A 20608-nucleotide genomic window follows, 5' to 3' on the forward strand; every position below is an offset into this window, starting at 1 on the left:
GCAAGTCAAATTGCATTTAAGATTAGTAATTAAAAACAAGAAAATGAAGACTTTAAAATATACAGCATTGTTAATTTTGATTGTGTCCCAATCTATTTTTAGTCAGGTTGTAGAAGGCAACGTTGACAATCTTCCGGTGAAAGAATATACACTCACCATCAGGGAGGAGGTTGTTAATAAAGCAGGGGTAGCTGTAAAAGGAATGACTGTAAATGGAAGCATACCAGGTCCGGTATTGGGATTTACTGAAGGAGAGTATGCTATTATTCATGTTAAAAATGAAATGAAGGAAGAAACGTCCGTTCATTGGCACGGGATAATACTGCCTAATTTTTATGACGGAGTTCCTTACTTGACTACTCCGCCTATTAAGCCGGGACAAACGCTCAAGTACGAATTTGCCATAAAACAAGCGGGTACTTATTGGTATCATTCGCATACCATGTTGCAAGAGCAAAGTGGCGTTTTTGGGTCCATAGTTATTCACCCCAAAAAAGAAACATTGGTATACGACAAAGAATTGGTTTTAATGCTATCGGATTGGACCAATGAAAAACCAATGAATGTGCTGCGGACTCTAAAACGGGGTTCCGAATGGTATCAAATAAAAAAAGGTACCGCTACTCCGCTCAATAGGGTTATTGCAAGAGGTGCCGTCGGAGCGCAATTAAACTTTTGGAGACAACGTATGGTAGGTGCTGATATTGCCGACATCTACTATCCTGCATTTTTGATTAATGGAGAACAGTCTGTTGAATATCCCGATTTTAAACCGGGAGAAAAGGTAAGAGTACGAGTTATCGATGGAGCTGCTTCTACTTCTTTTTGGATGACTTTTGGCGGAGAAGATCCAGTACTTGTTTCAGCAGACGGTCATGACGTAGTACCGGTTGTAAAAAACAAAACATTTATTGGTATAGCAGAAGCCTATGATTTTATTGTGACCATTCCACAAGACGGTAAAATTGAATATAGAATTACGGCACAGGATGGTTCAGGTACCGCTTCGGCCTTTCTGGGAACAGGTAAAATCTTAGCGGCTCCAGTTGTTCCAAGACCAGATAAAATTGGCATGATGCAAAAGATGGCGAAGATGGACATGAAAATGGGAGCGCATGCACTAAAATACCGTCCGAAAAAAGACGAACGCTTTAAAATTAAGGAAGAGTATGGCATGCAAATGGATATGCCCAAGGATACTGCAATGAAAGGAATGAACATGGACCATTCTAAGATGGAAGGGATGAAAAAGGACGGCATGAACCAAAAGCAAATGGATATGCCTAAGAATTCTGCAAAGGAAGGAATGGAAATGAATCATTCTAAGATGGAAGGGATGAAAATGGAAGGTATGCAAGAAGAAGCTGTAAAGGCTGATTCTGCAAAAAAGGATAGTATGGAAGGCGAAATGAAAATGGAGGGAATGGATCTGTTTTCAGAATACAACTATGATTACCTAAGGTCACCGGTAAAGACAAACTATTCTGCCGATGCACCAGTAAAAGAAATCCTGTTGAACCTGACGGGAAATATGCAGCGCTATATCTGGAGTATGAATGGTGTTCCCCTGGCTGAAACTGATAAAATAAAAATTGAAGGAGGTCAGGTCACAAGAATAACATTGAATAACCTGACCATGATGCATCACCCCATGCACCTGCACGGTCATTTCTTCAGGGTGATCAATAAAAACGGAGAATACTCACCCTTAAAGCATACCGTAAATGTTCCTCCAATGGGGAATGTCACAATAGAATTTTACGGAAGTGAATATGGAGATTGGTTTTTCCATTGTCACATATTATATCATATGATGAGTGGTATGGCAAGAGTAATTAGTTATGATACACCAAGGGATACACGTATGAAAGGGTTTCCCGTTTCTGAGTTAGTAGCTGAAACTAACAGATATTATTCTTGGGGAATGGTGGATGCAGCATCTCATTTTACGGCTTTACAATTAACGGCTTCCAACTTGAGAAATCAATTTAACGTGTCCATGGAATATGGCTGGAACAAAAATCTCGAAGGTGAAGTTACCTACGAAAGATATTTACATGATTATTTGAGGGTTTTTGGTGGCGTAAACATAGAAAATGAGAAGGAAGATAGCTTTGATACGTTTAAGACTACGGCAGTGGTTGGTATCCGATATTTGACCCCTTATTTATTTAATCTAGATGCGCGAATTGATAATGAGCTTAGACCGCGAATTGCATTAGGAAGAAGTGTTATGGTGTTTCCTAAATTTTCAGTGTTTGGATATTATGAATATAAATTGGACTTAGGCTTGGTGAATGATCTTCCAGTAGCTAAAGACTACACCTCAGATACCGTTTGGAGTGCCGGTGTTGAGTATATGTTTTCAAAAAACGTTTCAGCAATGGGAAGCTACGATAACCGATTCGGTGCAGGAGGCGGGTTGTCTGTCAGATTTTAAAATTTATTGGCATAAATTTATTTAAGAGCCGGATATACAGAACAGAAATAATTATTTCAAATTACGGTGACTGCTTGTGAAATGGATTTAGAAATGGAAGTATTTGGGGCACAACTATCGCAGAGGCTTGGAATAGAGATTGTTTAACATCTTCAGCAGCTGATTTAACCATACAAAACCGAGAAACCATCAGACTGCACATAAGAGTAAGAATAAATCTAGCAGCCGGATAAAAAAACAGAAGTGTTTCTTAAACCGGCTAAATAGTAATTAAAATCAAATAATATGAAAACAGTATTAATTATTTTTTCGGCAATTGGTTTATTAACATTAAACAGTTGCAACCAAAAAACGGACCCTAAAGCAATGCTTGAAAACTCGAAATCAAGGACTGAAGTTTTTGATGCCATTGCCAGTAATCCTGATTTTATGAAAGAATTCATGGGAAACATGCAATCTAATCCAGATGCCATGCACATGATGCAAGGGGATAAAATGATGATGGGCAATATGATGGGTGGTAACGGAATGCAAATGATGATGAAAGACAGCATGATGACAAAGAATTTCACGAGCGGAATGATGGCTAATCCAGAAATGATGCAATCCCTGATGGGTGAAATGATGAAGGACGGCAAAACCATGGCTGCTATGATGCAAATGATGCAGCAAGGAGGCATGATGAGTAAAGAGTGCATGCAATCAAGCATGAAAATGATGGATAGTAAAGGAATGCCAATGATGAATAGTGCTAATATAAAATAAGGCAGTTTTTTGACAATTCAAAGGCAGGAAACTTTGCACAGCTGGGGTTATACCAATTATAACTGTTAGCAAACTTCAAATAAATAGAATAGACGCTCAACAAATTTAAAAAACAAGAAAAGCTATGATGTGATGTTATGGCTTTTTTTGTAGTTTGTCTCGCTGTTGTGAGCACTGAAAATTTCTCGTCTTTTTTTTTCTTACTAAGAGCTAATTATGAATTAATTACAATTTTCTGATGAGAAAAGGGCGATTTATTATTATCAGTTTTAGGATTTGGTTTTGTGTATCTCAAAAATAGTTCTATTTTTGCACCAGAATAGAAAATTAAGGCCCGTTCGTCTATCGGTTAGGACGCATGGTTTTCATCCATGTAAGAGCGGTTCGATTCCGCTACGGGCTACAATATTTCCATTTTGCAATTCAGACTTTCAGAAAGCTGACTTCGCTATTTAATTTTGTAAATTAATTTCAATTTACCTCTTAGAAATAAAAAAAGCCTCGAAAATTAAACTTTTCGAGGCTTTTTTTGTTGACGACGAAAGTGCTTTTATTTTCCTAAACAAGAGATTCCGAATTCGCTTTTTTTTCAATTTTAAATTGAAATTAGTTATAGAGAGAGCTTAATCGATACCATAAAATGGAGCAGTCTGTACTCAAGGAAGTCTTTAAATCGAAGCAAATTAGTCTGTTTTATCTTTTTTGCTTAACGCCAATAATCCTAAAATAGGACCAATAGCTAAACAGGTATAAATATAGTTTGTATCTGTTACTGTTCTTAATCCACTGATTAATTGAATGCTAATTATTGTAATTGTAAAGCCAATACTATTCACTATTGTAAGTGCTGTTCCTTTTATTTCTGAAGGAGCATTCTGAGCGACTAATGTTGATAAAAGTGGAGAGTCAGCAACAACGACCATTCCCCAAAAAAGTAAGAAAGTAATAAAGAGAGTCGCTGATTGGATGACAAATAGAAAGGGAAAAATAAGACAGCAAGTACAAGATAGTAATAGTGATATAAACGCAATTCGTTTTGCACCGAAGATTTCTGAGAGGTAGCCACTCAATACGCAAGCGAGCCCACCAATACCAATGATAAGGAAAGATAAAACAGGAATATTAAATGTTGTTTCTGGATGTAAATCGCTATATGTTTGAAGTAGTAACGGTGTAAAAGCCCAAAACGCATATAGCTCCCACATGTGCCCAAAATAGCCAAATGCAGCGGAACGTAAGTTTTGATTTCTAAATATACCAAAGAAAGCAGATAAATTAACACCTTGACTTTGTTTTCGATAAGGACCATCAGGAACTAAAAGAGCGATCATTAAACCGCCCAGAACGGCTAGCGAAGAAGTCGTGATTATAACTAATTTCCAAGGGAATGCATTCGTTAATCCTTTTAACAAATGCGGAAAAGCAGTGCCAATTACTAGTGCGCCCACTAAAAACCCCAGCGACTTGCCAAGCCCTTTATTAAAATAATCAGCCGCTATTTTCATTCCAACAGGGTAGATGCCGGCAAGAAAAAAACCAGTTAAAAAACGTATGGATAGCATTGTGGTAAAAGTGTTACCTTCCCATATAAGACCTGCATTGCATAGCGCTCCTAGCAGTGCACTTATCAAAAATACTTTTGAAGGAGAAAAACGATCTGCGATCGCCAGTACTGCAAATACTAAAGTGCCTAAAATAAAACCAAATTGGACTGCTGAGGTTAAATGACCAATAGCCGTTTCCTGAAGTCCAAAATTAATTACTAAATCGCTCATCACGGCATTACTTGCAAACCAAAGAGAGGTACAGCAAAACTGGGCAACAACAATTGTAGGTAGGATTGTTTTTATTCGGTTCATTTAAAAATTTGCTTATTATTAACTAAGGATATTGTTTTGCTATGCAAAGAGAAGCAAAACTAGTGAAATTGTGGCAGAACAGAACATGTCTCATAATTAATCAATGGCTATATAAAGTAAAGCAAAAATAAAATAGTTTAAGGTCAGGAAGCTTTGTGCAACGGGTCGCTATTTGATCAAGTTAATTTTAAAAAAAGGTGAGTCGTTTGTCTTTAACAGAATCCAAGCGAAGCATCTTATAATCCAGAACATAGTTTTGATATATGCGCCAAGGGGCTTTGTTTCCTTGACTTGGAAGCATGTCGGCTGCTCTGTTAATATATCCCGAGTTCAGGTTGAGTAGTGGAACTGGTTTTAAATTAGTCTCAATTACTTTTGCCTGCAAAGCTTTGTAATTATGTTTGTCCAAGTACTTTAATACACGAGAAATATATTCACTGGTAAGGTCACTTTTCAACGTCCAAGAAGCATTGGTATAGCCAACAAATATAAAGAAGTTGGGAAGATCGCTTAACATTAGGCCCTTATATACAAAGGATTTGGAAATGTCAAATGGTTTCGAATCCAGTTGAATTTTCACCCCTCCAAACGCCACTAAATCCAGCCCAGTTGCCGTGATGATAATATCGGCAGCTAATGTCTTGCCCGATTTCAATAAAACTCCATTACTTAAAAAACGATCGATATGGTCGGTGACCACTGATGCTTTGCCTTTTCTGATGGCTCTAAAAAAATCTCCGTTTGGGGCGATACAAAAACGTTGCTCCCATGGATTGTAGTTAGGTATAAAATGCGGGTCGACAGGAAAGTCCCCTAGGCTTTTTTTAGCGCCATTTATGATGAAATTTTTCATTCTTTCAGGAAAGAACCGACAGAGATTAAAAAAGACAATCGAATAGAAAATATTTTTATAGCGGATCAATCGATAGGCTACTTTTTTAGGGAATAGGCGTTTCAGTCGAGCGGCAATCTTGTCTTTATTAGGCAAAGCAGCAATATAGGTAGGTGATCTCTGTAGCATAACAACCTGTTCAGCTGCTGCAGCAAGTTCGGGGACGATGGTAACGGCAGTGGCTCCGCTGCCTATTACAACGATTTTTTTATCGGTAACATCTAAATTTTCAGGCCATTTTTGAGGATGGATTATTTTTCCTTCAAAAGTGGATTGGTCCTTAAATTCAGGGGTGTAGCCTTTGGTGTAATTATAATAACCACTACAACTAAAGATAAACTGGCAGCTATAAATAGTTTCTTCGGCTGTAGCTGTGTTTACAGTGGTTACCGTCCATAACTTCTCCTTTGTATCAAAGTTATAAGAAAGGGCACGCTGTTGGTAAATAATTTTTTCTCGTACCTTATATTCGTCAGCAGCTTCATTGATGTATTTCAAGATAGAAGGTCCGTCAGCAAAAGACTTTTGGTCTTCCCACGTTTTAAAGGAATAACCAAAGGTATACATATCAGAATCAGAACGAATACCGGGGTATTTAAACAAACTCCAAGTACCTCCAATTTCTGTTCTTGCCTCTAAAATAACATAGGTTTTATCAGGATTTTTACGAGACAAATGACACGCAGCCCCTATACCAGACAAACCGGCTCCTATTATGATTATATCGGTATGATTCGTATTCATATTGTTATTTTAGTATTAAATGCTGTTGCAAAATACAAAATAGAATCAACAAAAAACACCATTAAATATTAAGAGGTAATGGTGTTTGTAATTTATAAGATGCTCTTTAAATGAACAAAAGGATAAAGGTCAATACAATGCCTCCAATCGCAAAATAAATCCCCTTTTTGAAGATAGGTATTTTTGGGGAGTACATCTAGAATGCAGATCACAAAAAAAAAGGATACACCAAAAAAGATGTTTAAAAAGTATAAAGGACTATTTGTTGACGCTTTGTGTAGGCGTTCCGTTTTTTTACGATTGCAACTCCTGTTTCTTCATTGTAATTACCGCCCTTGAAATATAAGACATCATCTTCTTCTTTTTTAACTTTTACTTTCATACGTAATTTTGGACTTAATTCTTCACCTGCTAAATTTGGTTCGAGTTGTTTTTCTAAGACAACCTCGCTTTTTAAGAAGCTGGTTTCTCTAAAAATCATTACAATACCACTTAAAGCATATACGGCCATTATGCCTGATAAAAAATAACCTAGATATTTGTGGGTAACTCTAACTTGAAATGAGAATGGCGTTTTTTAATTTGCCATATTTGATGTTGATTTATATTTTGATTCGGATGACTTGAATTTTAGCTAAAGGTTTAATTCTGAGGTTTTTTAAACCTTTTATTTCAACAGTTCTCTTTTTTGTTAGTAACAATACCGATTAGTGCAAAGGTTCTTTAGGAAAAACGGAGCAGCTTACAGATTTATCATTATTATTCCCTTTGCTATTTAAGTACATGCAACTTTTCAGACGCATGTACTTATAGCTTATTTTATATAATTAGACACACAATATGGTCTCTCTTATTATAGATGATTTTACATATTTTCAACAAATTTTGAAAAGACTTTTTTATGTAGGTCTAAATCCATATCGGGAGAAAGTGAGGCACGCACAATATAATCTTTGTCACCTTCTTTAGTAGTCCCTTGAGTAGATGTCGCAGGTATCGTCCAGTAACATCCTTTTAACTGCCCGTAGCTCACACAAAATTTACTTTCATTAGGGATTTCTGTAATCATCAAATTGATTAATTTTAAATTCAATTCTCTTTTATGCGCTTCTTTTTCTTCAGCAGTATTCCCTTTAGTGGGTAGGTCTAATGAGAAAACAGAAGGTGTAAATCCTTGTTCTGCTAGTTCTTCTGAAACAAAATTGATTTTCGCTTCTGGTAATGTTTCGTGGATGAAGTTTACAAAATCGCGTGTATTTTTATAAGCATCAATAATTCTTTGATTCATTGAAGGCAATTGTTTGGCTAGTATTTCATATTGCAATGCTGTAGCTTCATTATCGCACAGGTCTAGATGCAGCGCTATTTTTTCCATCAAAGCATCCGTTTTTTTATTTCCTACACAGTAACCAGCAGTACATTGCCCGCCACTAGGGAATTTTGATCCACTAGCAAATGAAATCGTTCTAACCGTTGCAAGTATGTCCTCTTCCCCTAAAAAGTGAACATTAGGGCAAAATGTTTGATCTAAAATAAAAACGGGATCGATAGCAATTGCACCCGTAGCCGTTTTTCGTTCTTGGCTTAGAACATTTTTTAAATCAATAAGATTTGGAACTTCAACTCTTGGGTTTGTTGGAATCTCGGCAATGATGTAAGGAACAGCATCTTCATTAGCAATTTGGGTTAAAACGGCATCAATACTTAGAACCATATCGTTATCGCCATCCACTAGTAAATCTACTATTTCAACATTGTCAATACAAGCAGCAACACGTCTTGCTTGGTCATTTGTACCACCATAGCAATTAGGAGGGACAATGATTTTTATCGCCTTTCCTTTGTGTTTTTCAATAGCATCATGAATTAATCCCATTAAAATCGCATACTGAATCGACAGTCCGCTAGAAGCAACTAGTGGCTTTGTGCTTGAATTAGTAATTGTTGTAATTGAATGTAAGACCGCTTTTTTATCTGCTTCAATATTACTTTCTTTAGTTTCAATACGAGATTGTGCTATTAAAGAATTCAAAGCCGTAAGAGAATCAGCAGGTGTCATTGCAATGGTTTCTCTTCTTCTTACATGTTGAATATCTGAAATGTAACTTTCGTTTTTCTCTCCATTTACAACTAAAACACTTCCTAAGTCGTCATAAAGACTGATGAAAAAATCTACGCCATTAGGAATGTCAATTGTACCAAATTTTTCTTCTTTCGAAATTAGAACGGTACTACCATTAAATGCTGGAATTGCCTCCGCATTCTCCACTTTCTTTAAATCAAAATGATAACCATAAGTGTTTTTAACTACATCAGCATCAAAAAAATCTGGTAGTTCATTAGTGTAAAGGATTTGGGTGTTTTTATTGTCTAATAAATTTTTTCTTAGAACTGCCAAAACAGGAACTGTCTTTGACGAAAAGCTGATTACGTTTTCTGATTTTAGATTATTTAACTTAGCAATTGCCCATTCAAGTACACAGGATAAAGGATGCCCTAATCGAATATAGTCGTAAGCAGTGGGTAATTTACTTAATGCTGATGGTTCAGAATTATTAGCATTGTATAAGGCTTCAAACTCATCTAAGAATTGCGTTTTAGCTAATTTCTCATCATAAATATCTAGTCGATGCGTTGTTGTACTCAACCAGCCAGCGGGCATATTTTTTAATACTTCTTTTATATAATTTAGCATTTTATTGTCTTTCATGATTTTGAATTTAGATAGACCGCAATTTACGTTAATTAGATTTATTTTATAGGGTTGCCAGCCGTTTTGTTGGATTGTGCCTCACAGTTTAGTGCATGTGCAATAGCGGAGTTTGTAATTTATAACCTATTTGAAAACCACCAAATCAATCTTTCTTATCTTGTTGTTCTGTGTGGTGTTGTTTTCTAAGAGACGTTTCGTCTCCTACGTTCATTCCGTTTGAAATTCCTATCATAAAGGCAGTAATGAATAACATTAGTTTTCTTTTTATCCAAAGAGTAGGTCGTTTAGATTGCTCTAAACGTTTTTTGTTTTTGTGTTTATACATGGTGTAAATGACAAATGATTATACATTTTTTTATCATCGGTATGCAATAAATTGCATAAATGCTTAGAAAAGAAAACCTGTTCTAGGCTATGTGTAAACTGGAATAAGGATTGCTTGAAGTGCTTATTTTACTCAAAAAAACGTGTTGTGCTTTGATTGCACTGATGTCTTGATAAAGTACAATTTGTAATTTTAGTTGCACCTTAATGTGAAGACTATAAATATCTTGAAACTGCAACTGTGCCAAAGGAATTGGCAATGAAGTTTTCTCAGATGAAGTTCTCTGATTGAAAAGGTATGATTTAGAATTCTTAAAATCCTTTCTAATCGTGAAATACGAAACTTGATCGTAAGGGGCTGCATTTGATTGAGAATATAAAATACCATCGTTCACCATCAGACCAAAAGCCAGAAAGAGAGAAAAGAGATATTTTAAATATTTGGTCAATCTATTTGATTCTAATTATACTTCAAAAGTACAAAAGTTGTTGTAAAGTATTTGATAATTTGTTGCGGGCGCGAGAGTCTCGCTCGTGCCTGCAATAAAAATTAATTTTGTTTATTTTTTAAATAGTTGAATTGTTAATTATCTATATTTCTTGTTAGTTTTTTAAGTTGTGTGTTTACGAGCGGGCGCTCGCGCTCGCTGAAGGAATGTCATACTCATGTCAGTTAGGGATCTGCTTTAAGAAGACTAATGATAAAAGTCTTTATTTTGAAAAGCTAATGTCAGCTAATTGTTATAGTCCATGTATCAAAATGGAACACCAGAACAACTAAAAAGGCCAGCTTAATATTTTAAACTGGTTTTTTTATGAACTTAAGTCTATAAAATCAACTTAGGCTGTCTGATCATCGATTGTCGCCTCAGTAGCATTATTCTTAACCGATTCAATTCCCTTGTCTCTTGATGCTGCGCTTGAATAAATTTCACTCGTTCCAATGACCTGATGATTAGCTGCTTTCAAGTTGAAGTACGGCTTTCCGATGGACGATTCTTTGCGGTCATAGTTCGAGTCTTCGGAGGCGTTTTTTCGCACGGACTCCATTCCGTTTTCGCAGGCTGCTTTAGAGTTATACGATTCGCTAGTCAGAACAATCTCGCCATTTGCGGCTTTCAAGTTAAAATGGAACGATCCATTTTCCGATTTAGTAATTACAAATTTTCCCATAATTATATAGTGTGTTGATTATCATAAATTTAAGAAAAATATAATTGAAAGGGAAATATAATTGATTTATTTTATTTTCGAAAAAAACACACTCGAATTTTGGTATCAATCTTTGACTGCCTTCAAATATCCCATTGCGATAACCGGGTCTTCGGTCGCTAATCTGGATGCATTAGTCATTAACGCGACAGCAAGGGAACGTGCAGCTTCGCTTTGCGTGCTTTCCCTGATTCAAAGGTGATTTATGGTAGGGAACGCGTTATCCTTTTTTCGTGAACGGAATAAGCATTGGCACTTTATTTTCGTAGTCTTCATATTCTTTCCCGATAGATTTGCGAAGGTCTTTTTCCTCTAAATATTTTACCGCAACGACTATGTATAAAGTGGTAGTGACAGCGAATAGTAAGTGTCCGACGGTCATTACCGGCGTTGCCCAAAAGGCGATGATGTATCCCAACATGATAGGATGTCGGACAATTTTGTATAAGTAATTGGTTTGGAATTTTGAAGATGGAACGATTTTGTCTTTCAGGTTGTCAAAAATTTGCTTTAAGTCAAAAAGGTCAAAATGATTGATCATGAATGTGGAGAGAAGTGCCACAAGCCACCCAAAGAAAAATACTCCGGTTATAATCACGGCGATAGTTGCATTGTCAGCTTTCCAGACAATCGCGGTTATCGGTTGCCATTTCCAATACATTAAAAGCAGTGCCAAACTGGAGAACAGAACATAAGTGCTGCGTTCGATGACAGGACTGATAAACGCGGTAATCCATTTTTTAAAAGCCGGTGTCGCCATCAAACTGTGCTGGATTGCAAAAACGCTTAGCAATAGAACGTCGATTAGCAGTGATGGCAACAAAGCGGTTTCGGTGCCGGAGTCGATTGATTTTGGACGAAACTATCACTCAAAAATCCAATCGCATAAAGAATGGTAAATAGAAATAGGAGGTACGCCAATGCACCGTAAATGAATGAAATTATTTTTTTGATGATACTAAGTTTTAGATTAATTGTTACGATTGTTTAATTTTAAGAATTATAACTGGTATTCAGGGTGTTTTCGAATGAATGAAGTACAAGTGTTTGATTAAAAATCAGCTGAAAAATACGAAACAAACCTCAAATGAAATTCCAGAACTGCGAGAGTAGCAAAAAAAATCATGCAGGGGAGGCTTTGCGCAGCGTTTTAGCGAAAAACATGTAAATTATGTAATCATTGTCTAGAATTGTATTACTTTTTAGACAGTGTATTGTGTTATATTTACTTACCGCAGATTAATAGCGGATTATCTAAAATCATTTATATGAAAAACCCCTCAGCGCCAAAAAGAATTACCTGGATTATAGGATTGATTTGTGGCATACTTGGAATTATTGGGCATTTCTCAAACGTTCCGATTTTAACAGAACACAATTACACACTATTGCTTATTGGTTTCGTTGTTTTGGCAGTAGGAACCACTTTAAAAGAAGTTTAAGTAATTAGATTACGCCTGTAAATTCCACTTGCAAATAGCTTCTAAAAAGCCAAAATTCAGGAAATTTTGGATGGCTGAACAAGAAATTTCGCAGAGTAGAAAGCAATTGGTCTTATCAGGCATGCTTTTTACAGTTTAACACAAATAGTAATATAATAAATACATAATAATGTCAGAAAAAAACAAAAAACAATTTGGTGTTTGGATGGATTCACACCACGCAACTATCGTAGGTAGAGAAAATGTAGATTCAGGTGAGTTTGTAGTATTAGGTCACGAAAAAATGGACAGTCAAGGTAGTAACTCAAATGAAAACGCAGCAAATAATGCTGAAAGAGATTTGCTTCACAAATTATTCAAAAACACCACTGCCCACATGCAAAATGTTGATGAACTGCATGTGACTGGAACGGGTACTGCTCAAGAACAATTTATTAAATACTTGAAGGAAACGCCACAGTATAAAAATGTTGCCGCTACAGAAAGCACATCTAATAAAATGAGTGATGAAAGTTTTGTTGAATATGTGGCTACACAGTTCAAATAGTCGTTTTAAATAAACAAAGCTATTTATCAGTTTAAATAAATGCCTCAAAAGCCGTGTGCTATTTGGGGCATTTTTGCTATAAATAGACTGCTTTTTTTATGTTTTCTGTGCTAGATTGGAAAACAATTGGCAGGCCGATAATTTTTTGCCCAGGCTATATTTTCAATCCAGTCCCGGATCTGGACATTAACCCCATAAGCGATCTGCAATCGTTTTGAATGCGCAACGTTTCCATGGGACAACACCGCAAATTAATCACTAACAAGCATTGGCACACTGAAAAAAATCACCAAAAAAAGAGAGGGCACTTAAATAAAGCGTAAATTTATATCAAACCAAAAAAAGTCGTCGTATTGATAGTTAGTATTTTACAACGTTATTAAGTTCCGTTGATGATAAAAATCATTACTGCATATTTCACGGGAATAATGGCTGTTCATCCAGGTATCCTTTGAAACTTAGTGGCAAAAAACGGATATTATTTATGGTTGAAGCCTACTCAGTTACAAACTAATATATTTCGCAATTAAGCAATCGGTAATGGGGAAAATTATAAAAACAGCGTGGGTAGCCGCTATCGTGTTGCTATTATGCAGCTTTACGATCAGGGCACAGCAAAGATACCAAACCAGGGAAGGGATGATGGAGGTTATTGGCTCGTACAGGGATTCCATAGTAATTGCCACCAGCGATCATTTGTTTGTTTTAATCAATTATCAAACTGCCGAAATCGGATTATCTCTTGATCCGGCCACTTTACGCACCGAAACAGATTCGTTGAATGTGACACTGATAAACTCACCCCTAATGCCCGTAATACTAGAAGGAAAACTGAACATTTCCCATGTGAACACATTACAGCAGCCAGATCAGGAACTGAATTTTACGGCACAACTTCATATGAATAAAATAGTGGACACGATATACGCAAACGGGGCACTTAAACACAGTACGGGCTCCGACAACTTTTCTTCTATGCTTACGCTAAATTTTAAATTGCGATTAAGCGATTTTGGGATTGTTGTGCCAGAAGGCTGGAGCGACGAGATAACGATACAGATTTATCATGCGATGCTCAAAACCGAATGAAATAAAAACGGCTTCACCAGGAAAGTATCGGACACAAAATTAAACAATAAAGTTTTAAACTTTTTTAAGTCTGTAACTTTTTACTGTATTTGCTTCTCTTTGTGGGCACAGGTGAATACCTGCGCTAACGTTTGCGCATTTCAGAGCGATCGAGTACATTATACATTTGTTGTTTTGTTATAGGTTCGAATACTTCTATTTATTAGAACTACAATTATGGTAAATAGACAAATTGTGAATAATAACAATAGGTATACAAGATATCCCTCAATCTCATGATCCAAAAAATCTATTTTTAATTTATATAATCTTAAATATTTTACAGCCAAGCTAAAAACATATATAATTAAAGATGTCCATAAACAAACAATTATATATTCATTAAAAGTTCTCCCCGCTAGCGCGAGCGTCCCGCTCGTGCCCACATTCAAAATCAATTCACGTCTATCTCTAAAACTGTTTGGTCATTATTTCCATAATTTCTAGCACTGCTGTATTTCCAATCTATTGGATCAGTTACAAAACCCGATTCTACTGGATTTTGATGAATATAATTAAGCTTTTGTTCAAAAACTTTCAACGACCAAATTTCTATAGGATGATTATCTTGTTGCCAAAATTGTCTATGCTTTACATTACTATTCTTTTTACCAGCTCGTTCCATCATCCAAAGCATCCATTCTCTTCGGCTCTCCTGTGAGTTTTCTTCAATTGTTTGTAACATTTTTTTTGAAGTAAAACCTTTGAAGTCACGCATCAATCCTGAGGGATCGCCATTTCCCGAACGAAAGATTAAATGTACGTGACTTGGCATAATGCAATATCCATATATTTCCATCCCCTTATTCTTTCTACAAAAATCTAATGATTCTATAATATTCCAGAAATAAATATCTCTTGTAAAAACATCTATCCAATTTATGGTTGCGAAACTCACAAAATAAGCTCCTGTTTTTTCGCCAAATTTATATTTTGTACTCATTTAATTAATTGTTGTGTTTACTTTGCGGGCACGAGCGGGACGCTCGCGCTAGCGGGGGGGTACTGATGGAACTAAGAAGACAGGTTGAGGAAGTAAAGGGATAGGCTTTCTTAAATAGATTTCGGTGAGTGAATTTAACTTATTCCAATTATTTATTGCAAGGGTAGCGTTCCGAGAGCAACTCTATTCAATGAAATACCCACAAAATAGCAAAGCGTACAACCATCATTTACTTTTCTTCAATGCATCCAATAATTCTACCATATCCACGACCCCATACGTAGAGGAGTAGTCTGATACGGCATAAGGCAATATAAGGCTGTTGTTGTGAATAAGCGAGCCGCAAGAATACACTACATTAGGTACGTAACCTTCGCGCTCATGTTCTCGTGGTGAAAGCAAGGGTTCTTTTAGTTTGCCAATTTCCTTAGAAGGATCATCAAGATCAAATAGAGAAGCACCCAAGCAATATTGTCTCATAGTCCCTACACCGTGGGTAACGACTAACCAGCCTTCTTCGGTCCAAAGCGGTGATCCACAGTTTCCAATTTGTGTAAATTCCCATGGGTAACGCGGTTCCTGAAGCATAACGGGCTTGTCCCATTGCGTCGCTGTATCGGAATACATAAGATAATTATTGACCCCATCAATTCTAGAAAGCATGGCGTATTTGCCCTTAATTTTTCTAGGGAATAATGCCAGGTTTTTATTTTGAGCGCCTGCTCCATACAAAGGCATGACACTGAACGTATAAAAATCTTCAGTAGAAATCATTTTTGGAAGAATGGTATGACCATTATAAGCGGTATAAGTTCCAATTATTCTTTCTGATTCGTGATCATCAAAAAAGCGCACAAAACGGGCATCCTCAATACCACGACTTTCAGAAGCGGATATTGGAAATATGACACGTTCGGAGATGTCAGAATCGTGTTTGAATTCTATATCATAAAATGAATCCGCCAACCAGATCATTTCTTCGAGTGCAATTCTCATGTCCTGGCTTATTGATTGATCGCTTAAGCCTTTATCAATGAGGTCTTTTAATGCTTGATATTCAAATTCCTGAGGCAGTTCTTGCATAATATTAGTCGAGTATTTGTCTTGAGTATGCATCTCTGTCAATTTTATAACAAATCGGTCTTTGTTATATAATTGTTCCCGCACAATCTGTGCTTGGTCAATGTTATTACCAATTTTCATAACTCGAAGATCGTTATTTATATCAAGGATTCCCCTTCTAAAAACGATTGATGAGATATGGCCTTCTCCGGTGGCACGGAAAGAAATAACCACACGTTTCTCTCCATTTTTGAGGTTTGACTGATCAAAATCTTCAACAATGGAAGGGTTGAAAATAGCTGCTGATTCGATAGCATATTCCATGGTACAGTAAGAGCCAATGAGCATTTTTCGTTCATGTGACATGCCGTCATAATTGATTTGCATCCCTTCAATAACTACTCTGATGTTTTCACAATGTTTATAAAATATGCTTGAAATATTTCGATGCCGTCTGGCAAACTGACGGAGTGTTTGTTCTAAGGTGTGTCTGACTTGTTTTTCATCCAAAGCCATTACGTTACTCACCATTTTTTGGGTCCGTAAATCACCGCTCATAAAATAACGGGCGACAATTCTAGTTGAATCAGGGATGAATTTTACATTTTTTCGAATAACAGAAACTCGCATGGATTTATTTTTAGATTATAATAAAATAAGAGCGCTTTTTTATACAACGATAAAAAGGCGTTAGATTATAGATAGTTCTTATTTTAGATCAATTTAAAAGAGAACTATTTGTTCGAAAAGAATTTGTAATTATTTTCTTTCTCCAATGTCTTCTCTCTCTAAACCGGCTTAAATGATTATTGACGCATAAGCCTTGCGGTTGATAAGGAAGGTTATGTCATTTAATTTCAAGGGCCACAAAAAATGTTGTTCTAAAATCATTTATTGATATTTTACGTATCAATATAGTAGGAGTTAATTTGGCAAGCGGTTGATTTTTAAAGTCTTAGCTAAATTACAAAAAAAACACTTAAAATGAGTGTAAAAATTATTTAGTTGTAACTATTCAGCCTGTTTGGAAAAAACATAGTTATGAACATTTTTTTTTTAAACAGCTTTATTGTAAATACATCAAGCCAACCAACCGTAGTTATTGTTATAAAATAGGCGTCATCAGTAGTAGTGGCTTTATATTTTGTTGCCGTTTTTAATTTAAAATTAAACAATAAAGTTTTAAACTTTTTTTAATCCTGTAGCTTTTTACTGTATTAGCTTCTCTTTGTGGGCACAGGTGAATACCTGCGCTAACGTTTGCGCATATCAGAGCGATCGGGTCGGTCAATCATCATAATTTGAAGGATAATGAGTTTCTAATTCATCAGCTTTTACATAGTCTTTTGATGAACCTTCGAAGTCATTTATTTTGTTTTTTATAAATGCACGGTCTCTATAACAATCCGATTCATTTGGAAATAATTTAATTAATTTGGTATAGTCGACTATTGAGCCTTTGTAATCTTTTAAATCCTTTTTTAAGAGTGCTCTAGTATAAAGAGATTTAAGTTCGTTGGGATCTAATTCTATAGCTCTGTTAAAATCTTTCAGAGCATTGGAAAAGTATTTTAATTCATAATTTGCAATTCCTCTTTCACAATAATATTCTACATTTTTAATGTCTAACGAAATTGCTTTGTCATAATCAATTATTGCCTCTTTATACCTTTTGGAATTTGCCTTTTCTTTACCACTTTTAAATAACTTGGCACTTTCAGATTGATTTGAAGCTTTAAAATATTGCCCTATTCCTTCACTTATAGCTAAAAGAAAAAGCACTGTTATTATTACAGCGTAAGTAATAATTAACCATTTTGGAGCTGTACTTCTTTCTTCCATGTTTTTAAGTTTTTTGATTAGAACAAGCACCAAATGACTAATATATAGTTCTGAAGTTATTTGCCTTTATTCACTATCAAATGTATACTAATTATCTGATAAATCCTCAGAAGTGTTTTTAAAACTGAATGCTTCGCGTGAAGGATGGCAGTGGAAATCCTTTTATGCAGCGTAGCGAAATAAAAGATTGTAACGAACAGCCTGACCCGCCGCAGTGAAACGGTGGCGGGACACGCCCAAAACAAACAAAACACCCTTGATTTTAAACGGTAAAATGCAATGAAAATTCGCTCTGAAGGTTCGGGATTAAAAAGCTTGGATGGCTTCAAAAAATTTTATAATTTTGCACTCTGAATTTATAATGTAAAGTAAAGAAGAAGATGGATATCAAAAGAGTAGCAATAGACGCTGTAAACGAGACGATTGTAATAACAGTGGTTCACATGGATTACAAAGGTCAAGTAGCAAAAAGAATAAACGAAAAAATGCCTTTGGCAACTGTTAAAGGATTTAGAAAAGGGGCTGTGCCTAAAGATCTTGTTGAAAAACAATACGGTAAAGCAATAAAAGTAGAAGAAGTTACTAAAGTGGTTGATTTAGCTTTAGAGCGTTTTTTACAAGCTGAAAGATTAAACCTTCTAGGGACTCCGCTTCCTAAAGTAAACGAAGATTTTTCTTGGGATACTGAAGAATTGGTTTTTGAGTACGAAATAGGGTTAGTTCCTGATTTTACTTTAGACTTAGAGGCTAAAAACGACATCGTGAAATATGTAGTTTCTGCTGATGCTAAATTAATCGACGGTCAAGTAGAACGTATCCAAAAACAATTTGGTACTGCAGTTCCTCAAGAAGTGGTTGTAGCAGGTTCTGATTTAACTGGAACTTTCTTAAACGAAGAAAAAGGAATTAATAGTGGAACGACTATTTCTTTGGATGTTTTCAAAGACAAAGCAACTGCTGATAAATTCATTGGTAAAAAAGTAGGTGACGTTGTTACTGTAAATACTAACGGTTTATTTGAAGACGCACATCAATTGATGGACGTGATGAAAGTAAGTCATGATGACGTTCACACACTTGCTGTTGATGTAGACTTTACAATCGAAGCGATCAACACAACTGAATTAGCTGAATTAAACCAAGAGTTGTTTGACAAACTTTTTGGAGAAGGAGCAGTAGCTTCTCTTGACGAATTGAAAGCGAAGATCAAAGAAGATGCTGAGACGCAATTTGCTACTCAAGCGGACCAAAAATTATTAGGAGATGTTACTGAGTTTTTAATCGAAAGCACAAAATTTGATTTACCTGCAGCATTTCTTAAAAAATGGTTGCAAACTGTAGGAGAGAAAAAATTGTCTCCTGAAGAAGCTGAAGTTGAATATGCACGTTCTGAAAAAGGATTGCGTTTTCAATTGATCGAAGGTAGAGCAATGGCTCAATCTGACATTAAAATCACTTTTGACGACTTGAAAACATTCACTACAAAAAATATCCGTCAACAAATGGCGCAATACGGACAAGCAAATCCTACGGACGAAGAAGTTCAAGGAATTGTTGCGAGAGTATTGTCTAACCAAGACGAAGTAAAAAGACTTTCTGATCAAGTTGTAGCAGAAAAATTGTTAGAATTGTTTAAAGAAAAAGCAAATCCAACAACTAAAGAAGTTACTTACGACGAATTTATTGCTGCGTCTTACGGAGAATAATTTCTAAAAAATTAAGTATATTTGAGCGTCAAAGGAAAATTCTTTTTGGCGCTCTTTTGTTTTAATTAATTTTAGGAGCTATTCCAGTTATGCGTTACAAGTTTTTTCTTCCGCTTTAGTTTTTAAAATTCTTGCAAGAGCTTCCTTTGGTCGCTTTACAAGAATAAAAAAACTAAAAACCGGAATTCAAAAAGCTTTTCACTACTACCTGGGCTAAAAATAAGACAGTTTGACATCATTTGTAAAGAGGTATGACCTTTGCATTAAAAAAGGCTACTAGATATAACGTAAAACTTAGAACAAATAAAATATGAACTACGGTAAAGAATTTAAAAAGTTTGCTACAAAGGATCACGGGGTAAATGCCATGTATTACGATAAAATCGTTGCGGCAATGAACCCAACTAATATGACTCCTTATATTATTGAAGAACGCCAGTTGAACATCTCTCAATTAGATGTTTTTTCGAGACTGATGATGGACAGAATTATCTTCCTAGGAACAGGAATTGATGACCAAATTGCAAATATCGTTCAAGCACAATTACTATTCTTAGAAAGCGCAGATGCTTCTAAGGACATTCAAATTTATTTGAATTCTCCTGGAGGAAGTGTTTATGCAGGGTTAGGGATTTATGACACGATGCAATACATCAAGCCAGACGTTGCTACAATTTGTACAGGAATGGCAGCTTCTATGGGAGCGGTATTATTATGTGCAGGTGCCGAAGGGAAACGTTCCGCATTACCACATTCAAGAGTAATGATTCACCAACCATCTGGAGGAGCACAAGGTGTTGCTACTGATATGGAAATCAACTTGCGTGAAATGTTGAAACTGAAAGACGAGTTGTATAAAATTATCTCTCAACATTCAGGACAAACATTTGAAAAAGTACATAACGATAGCGAACGTGACTACTGGATGATTGCTGATGAAGCAAAAGAATACGGAATGATTGATGAAGTTTTAAGAAGAGGATAAGAAA

At 35.8% G+C, this 20608-nt stretch carries 17 protein-coding genes and 1 tRNA gene; 8 read left to right on the forward strand and 10 right to left on the reverse strand.

Annotated elements, in window-relative coordinates; translation table 11 throughout:
* The first annotated feature begins 43 nt into the window (after positions 1-43).
* The 3 genes from QO200_RS01975 to QO200_RS01985 all read left to right on the forward strand — a co-directional run bounded on the left by QO200_RS01975 (position 44) and on the right by QO200_RS01985 (position 3608).
* A complete protein-coding gene (locus QO200_RS01975) occupies positions 44-2440 on the forward strand; it encodes a multicopper oxidase domain-containing protein (protein ID WP_371535696.1) in 2397 nt (798 codons plus the stop codon).
* Between the two features lie 285 nt (positions 2441-2725).
* Positions 2726-3205: a hypothetical protein gene (locus QO200_RS01980; protein WP_371535697.1), complete on the forward strand. Its 480-nt coding sequence runs from the start codon at positions 2726-2728 to the stop codon at positions 3203-3205.
* Between the two features lie 331 nt (positions 3206-3536).
* Positions 3537-3608 (forward strand) — tRNA-Glu (locus QO200_RS01985).
* A 280-nt stretch (positions 3609-3888) separates the two neighbouring features.
* Here QO200_RS01985 and QO200_RS01990 read toward each other — a convergent pair.
* The 7 genes from QO200_RS01990 to mddA form a co-directional block, all read right to left on the reverse strand.
* Complete coding sequence (locus tag QO200_RS01990) at positions 3889-5064, reverse strand: nitrate/nitrite transporter (protein ID WP_371535700.1); 1176 nt, start codon at positions 5062-5064, stop codon at positions 3889-3891.
* 187 nt (positions 5065-5251) lie between these two features.
* Entirely contained in the window at positions 5252-6700 is a 1449-nt protein-coding gene (locus tag QO200_RS01995; RefSeq protein WP_371535702.1) for a flavin-containing monooxygenase, read from the reverse strand.
* Positions 6701-6941: 241 nt separating this feature from the next.
* Positions 6942-7211, reverse strand: a complete 270-nt coding sequence (locus tag QO200_RS02000) for a hypothetical protein (RefSeq protein ID WP_371535704.1) — start codon at positions 7209-7211, stop codon at positions 6942-6944.
* Between the two features lie 354 nt (positions 7212-7565).
* Positions 7566-9410 carry a cystathionine beta-synthase gene (locus QO200_RS02005; protein ID WP_371535707.1) on the reverse strand — a complete coding sequence of 615 codons (1845 nt, stop codon included), beginning with the start codon at positions 9408-9410 and terminating at the stop codon, positions 7566-7568.
* A 410-nt stretch (positions 9411-9820) separates the two neighbouring features.
* On the reverse strand, positions 9821-10186 hold the full coding sequence (locus tag QO200_RS02010) for a hypothetical protein (RefSeq protein ID WP_371535708.1): 366 nt from the start codon (positions 10184-10186) through the stop codon (positions 9821-9823).
* A gap of 391 nt (positions 10187-10577) precedes the next feature.
* Positions 10578-10913, reverse strand: coding sequence for a YegP family protein (locus QO200_RS02015; RefSeq protein WP_371535986.1), 336 nt, complete (start codon positions 10911-10913; stop codon positions 10578-10580).
* A 256-nt stretch (positions 10914-11169) separates the two neighbouring features.
* Entirely contained in the window at positions 11170-11769 is a 600-nt protein-coding gene (gene mddA / locus QO200_RS02020) for a methanethiol S-methyltransferase (protein WP_371535711.1), read from the reverse strand.
* A gap of 448 nt (positions 11770-12217) precedes the next feature.
* On the opposite strand from mddA, the gene QO200_RS02025 reads away from it, so the two are divergent.
* From QO200_RS02025 to QO200_RS02035, 3 genes are all read left to right on the forward strand, one after another.
* Positions 12218-12391, forward strand: a complete 174-nt coding sequence (locus QO200_RS02025; protein ID WP_371535714.1) for a hypothetical protein — start codon at positions 12218-12220, stop codon at positions 12389-12391.
* A gap of 169 nt (positions 12392-12560) precedes the next feature.
* Complete coding sequence (locus QO200_RS02030; RefSeq protein WP_371535717.1) at positions 12561-12938, forward strand: hypothetical protein; 378 nt, start codon at positions 12561-12563, stop codon at positions 12936-12938.
* A 639-nt stretch (positions 12939-13577) separates the two neighbouring features.
* Positions 13578-14027 (forward strand): hypothetical protein, encoded by a 450-nt coding sequence (locus QO200_RS02035; RefSeq protein ID WP_371535719.1) that lies wholly within the window; start codon positions 13578-13580, stop codon positions 14025-14027.
* 433 nt (positions 14028-14460) lie between these two features.
* Here the strand turns inward: QO200_RS02035 and QO200_RS02040 are convergent, their stop codons facing one another.
* The 3 genes from QO200_RS02040 to QO200_RS02050 form a co-directional block, all read right to left on the reverse strand.
* Positions 14461-15009 (reverse strand): transposase, encoded by a 549-nt coding sequence (locus tag QO200_RS02040; protein WP_371535721.1) that lies wholly within the window; start codon positions 15007-15009, stop codon positions 14461-14463.
* 225 nt (positions 15010-15234) lie between these two features.
* Complete coding sequence (locus tag QO200_RS02045) at positions 15235-16701, reverse strand: glycoside hydrolase family 130 protein (protein WP_371535722.1); 1467 nt, start codon at positions 16699-16701, stop codon at positions 15235-15237.
* A 657-nt stretch (positions 16702-17358) separates the two neighbouring features.
* Positions 17359-17913 carry a tetratricopeptide repeat protein gene (locus tag QO200_RS02050; protein ID WP_371535724.1) on the reverse strand — a complete coding sequence of 185 codons (555 nt, stop codon included), beginning with the start codon at positions 17911-17913 and terminating at the stop codon, positions 17359-17361.
* Positions 17914-18293: 380 nt separating this feature from the next.
* Between QO200_RS02050 and QO200_RS02055 the strand changes: the two genes are divergently transcribed.
* Together QO200_RS02055 and clpP are read left to right on the forward strand one after the other, a co-directional pair.
* Positions 18294-19619 carry a trigger factor gene (locus QO200_RS02055; RefSeq protein ID WP_371535726.1) on the forward strand — a complete coding sequence of 442 codons (1326 nt, stop codon included), beginning with the start codon at positions 18294-18296 and terminating at the stop codon, positions 19617-19619.
* Between the two features lie 310 nt (positions 19620-19929).
* On the forward strand, positions 19930-20604 hold the full coding sequence (gene clpP, locus QO200_RS02060; RefSeq protein ID WP_371535728.1) for an ATP-dependent Clp endopeptidase proteolytic subunit ClpP: 675 nt from the start codon (positions 19930-19932) through the stop codon (positions 20602-20604).
* The last annotated feature ends 4 nt before the right edge of the window (positions 20605-20608 follow it).

Source organism: Flavobacterium sp. Arc3 (assembly GCF_041431375.1).
In the GTDB taxonomy this organism is placed as follows: Bacteria; Bacteroidota; Bacteroidia; order Flavobacteriales; family Flavobacteriaceae; genus Flavobacterium.

Excerpts from the sequence above, each read along its gene's own strand:
- QO200_RS01975 (WP_371535696.1), top strand. The coding sequence starts at position 44 with ATGAAGACTTTAAAATATACAGCATTGTTAATTTTGATTGTGTCCCAA.
- QO200_RS01980 (WP_371535697.1), top strand. The coding sequence starts at position 2,726 with ATGAAAACAGTATTAATTATTTTTTCGGCAATTGGTTTATTAACATTA.
- QO200_RS01990 (WP_371535700.1), bottom strand. The coding sequence starts at position 5,064 with ATGAACCGAATAAAAACAATCCTACCTACAATTGTTGTTGCCCAGTTT.
- QO200_RS01995 (WP_371535702.1), bottom strand. The coding sequence starts at position 6,700 with ATGAATACGAATCATACCGATATAATCATAATAGGAGCCGGTTTGTCT.
- QO200_RS02000 (WP_371535704.1), bottom strand. The coding sequence starts at position 7,211 with ATGGCCGTATATGCTTTAAGTGGTATTGTAATGATTTTTAGAGAAACC.
- QO200_RS02005 (WP_371535707.1), bottom strand. The coding sequence starts at position 9,410 with ATGAAAGACAATAAAATGCTAAATTATATAAAAGAAGTATTAAAAAAT.
- QO200_RS02025 (WP_371535714.1), top strand. The coding sequence starts at position 12,218 with ATGAAAAACCCCTCAGCGCCAAAAAGAATTACCTGGATTATAGGATTG.
- QO200_RS02030 (WP_371535717.1), top strand. The coding sequence starts at position 12,561 with ATGTCAGAAAAAAACAAAAAACAATTTGGTGTTTGGATGGATTCACAC.
- QO200_RS02035 (WP_371535719.1), top strand. The coding sequence starts at position 13,578 with ATGATGGAGGTTATTGGCTCGTACAGGGATTCCATAGTAATTGCCACC.
- QO200_RS02040 (WP_371535721.1), bottom strand. The coding sequence starts at position 15,009 with ATGAGTACAAAATATAAATTTGGCGAAAAAACAGGAGCTTATTTTGTG.
- QO200_RS02045 (WP_371535722.1), bottom strand. The coding sequence starts at position 16,701 with ATGCGAGTTTCTGTTATTCGAAAAAATGTAAAATTCATCCCTGATTCA.
- QO200_RS02050 (WP_371535724.1), bottom strand. The coding sequence starts at position 17,913 with ATGGAAGAAAGAAGTACAGCTCCAAAATGGTTAATTATTACTTACGCT.
- QO200_RS02055 (WP_371535726.1), top strand. The coding sequence starts at position 18,294 with ATGGATATCAAAAGAGTAGCAATAGACGCTGTAAACGAGACGATTGTA.
- clpP (WP_371535728.1), top strand. The coding sequence starts at position 19,930 with ATGAACTACGGTAAAGAATTTAAAAAGTTTGCTACAAAGGATCACGGG.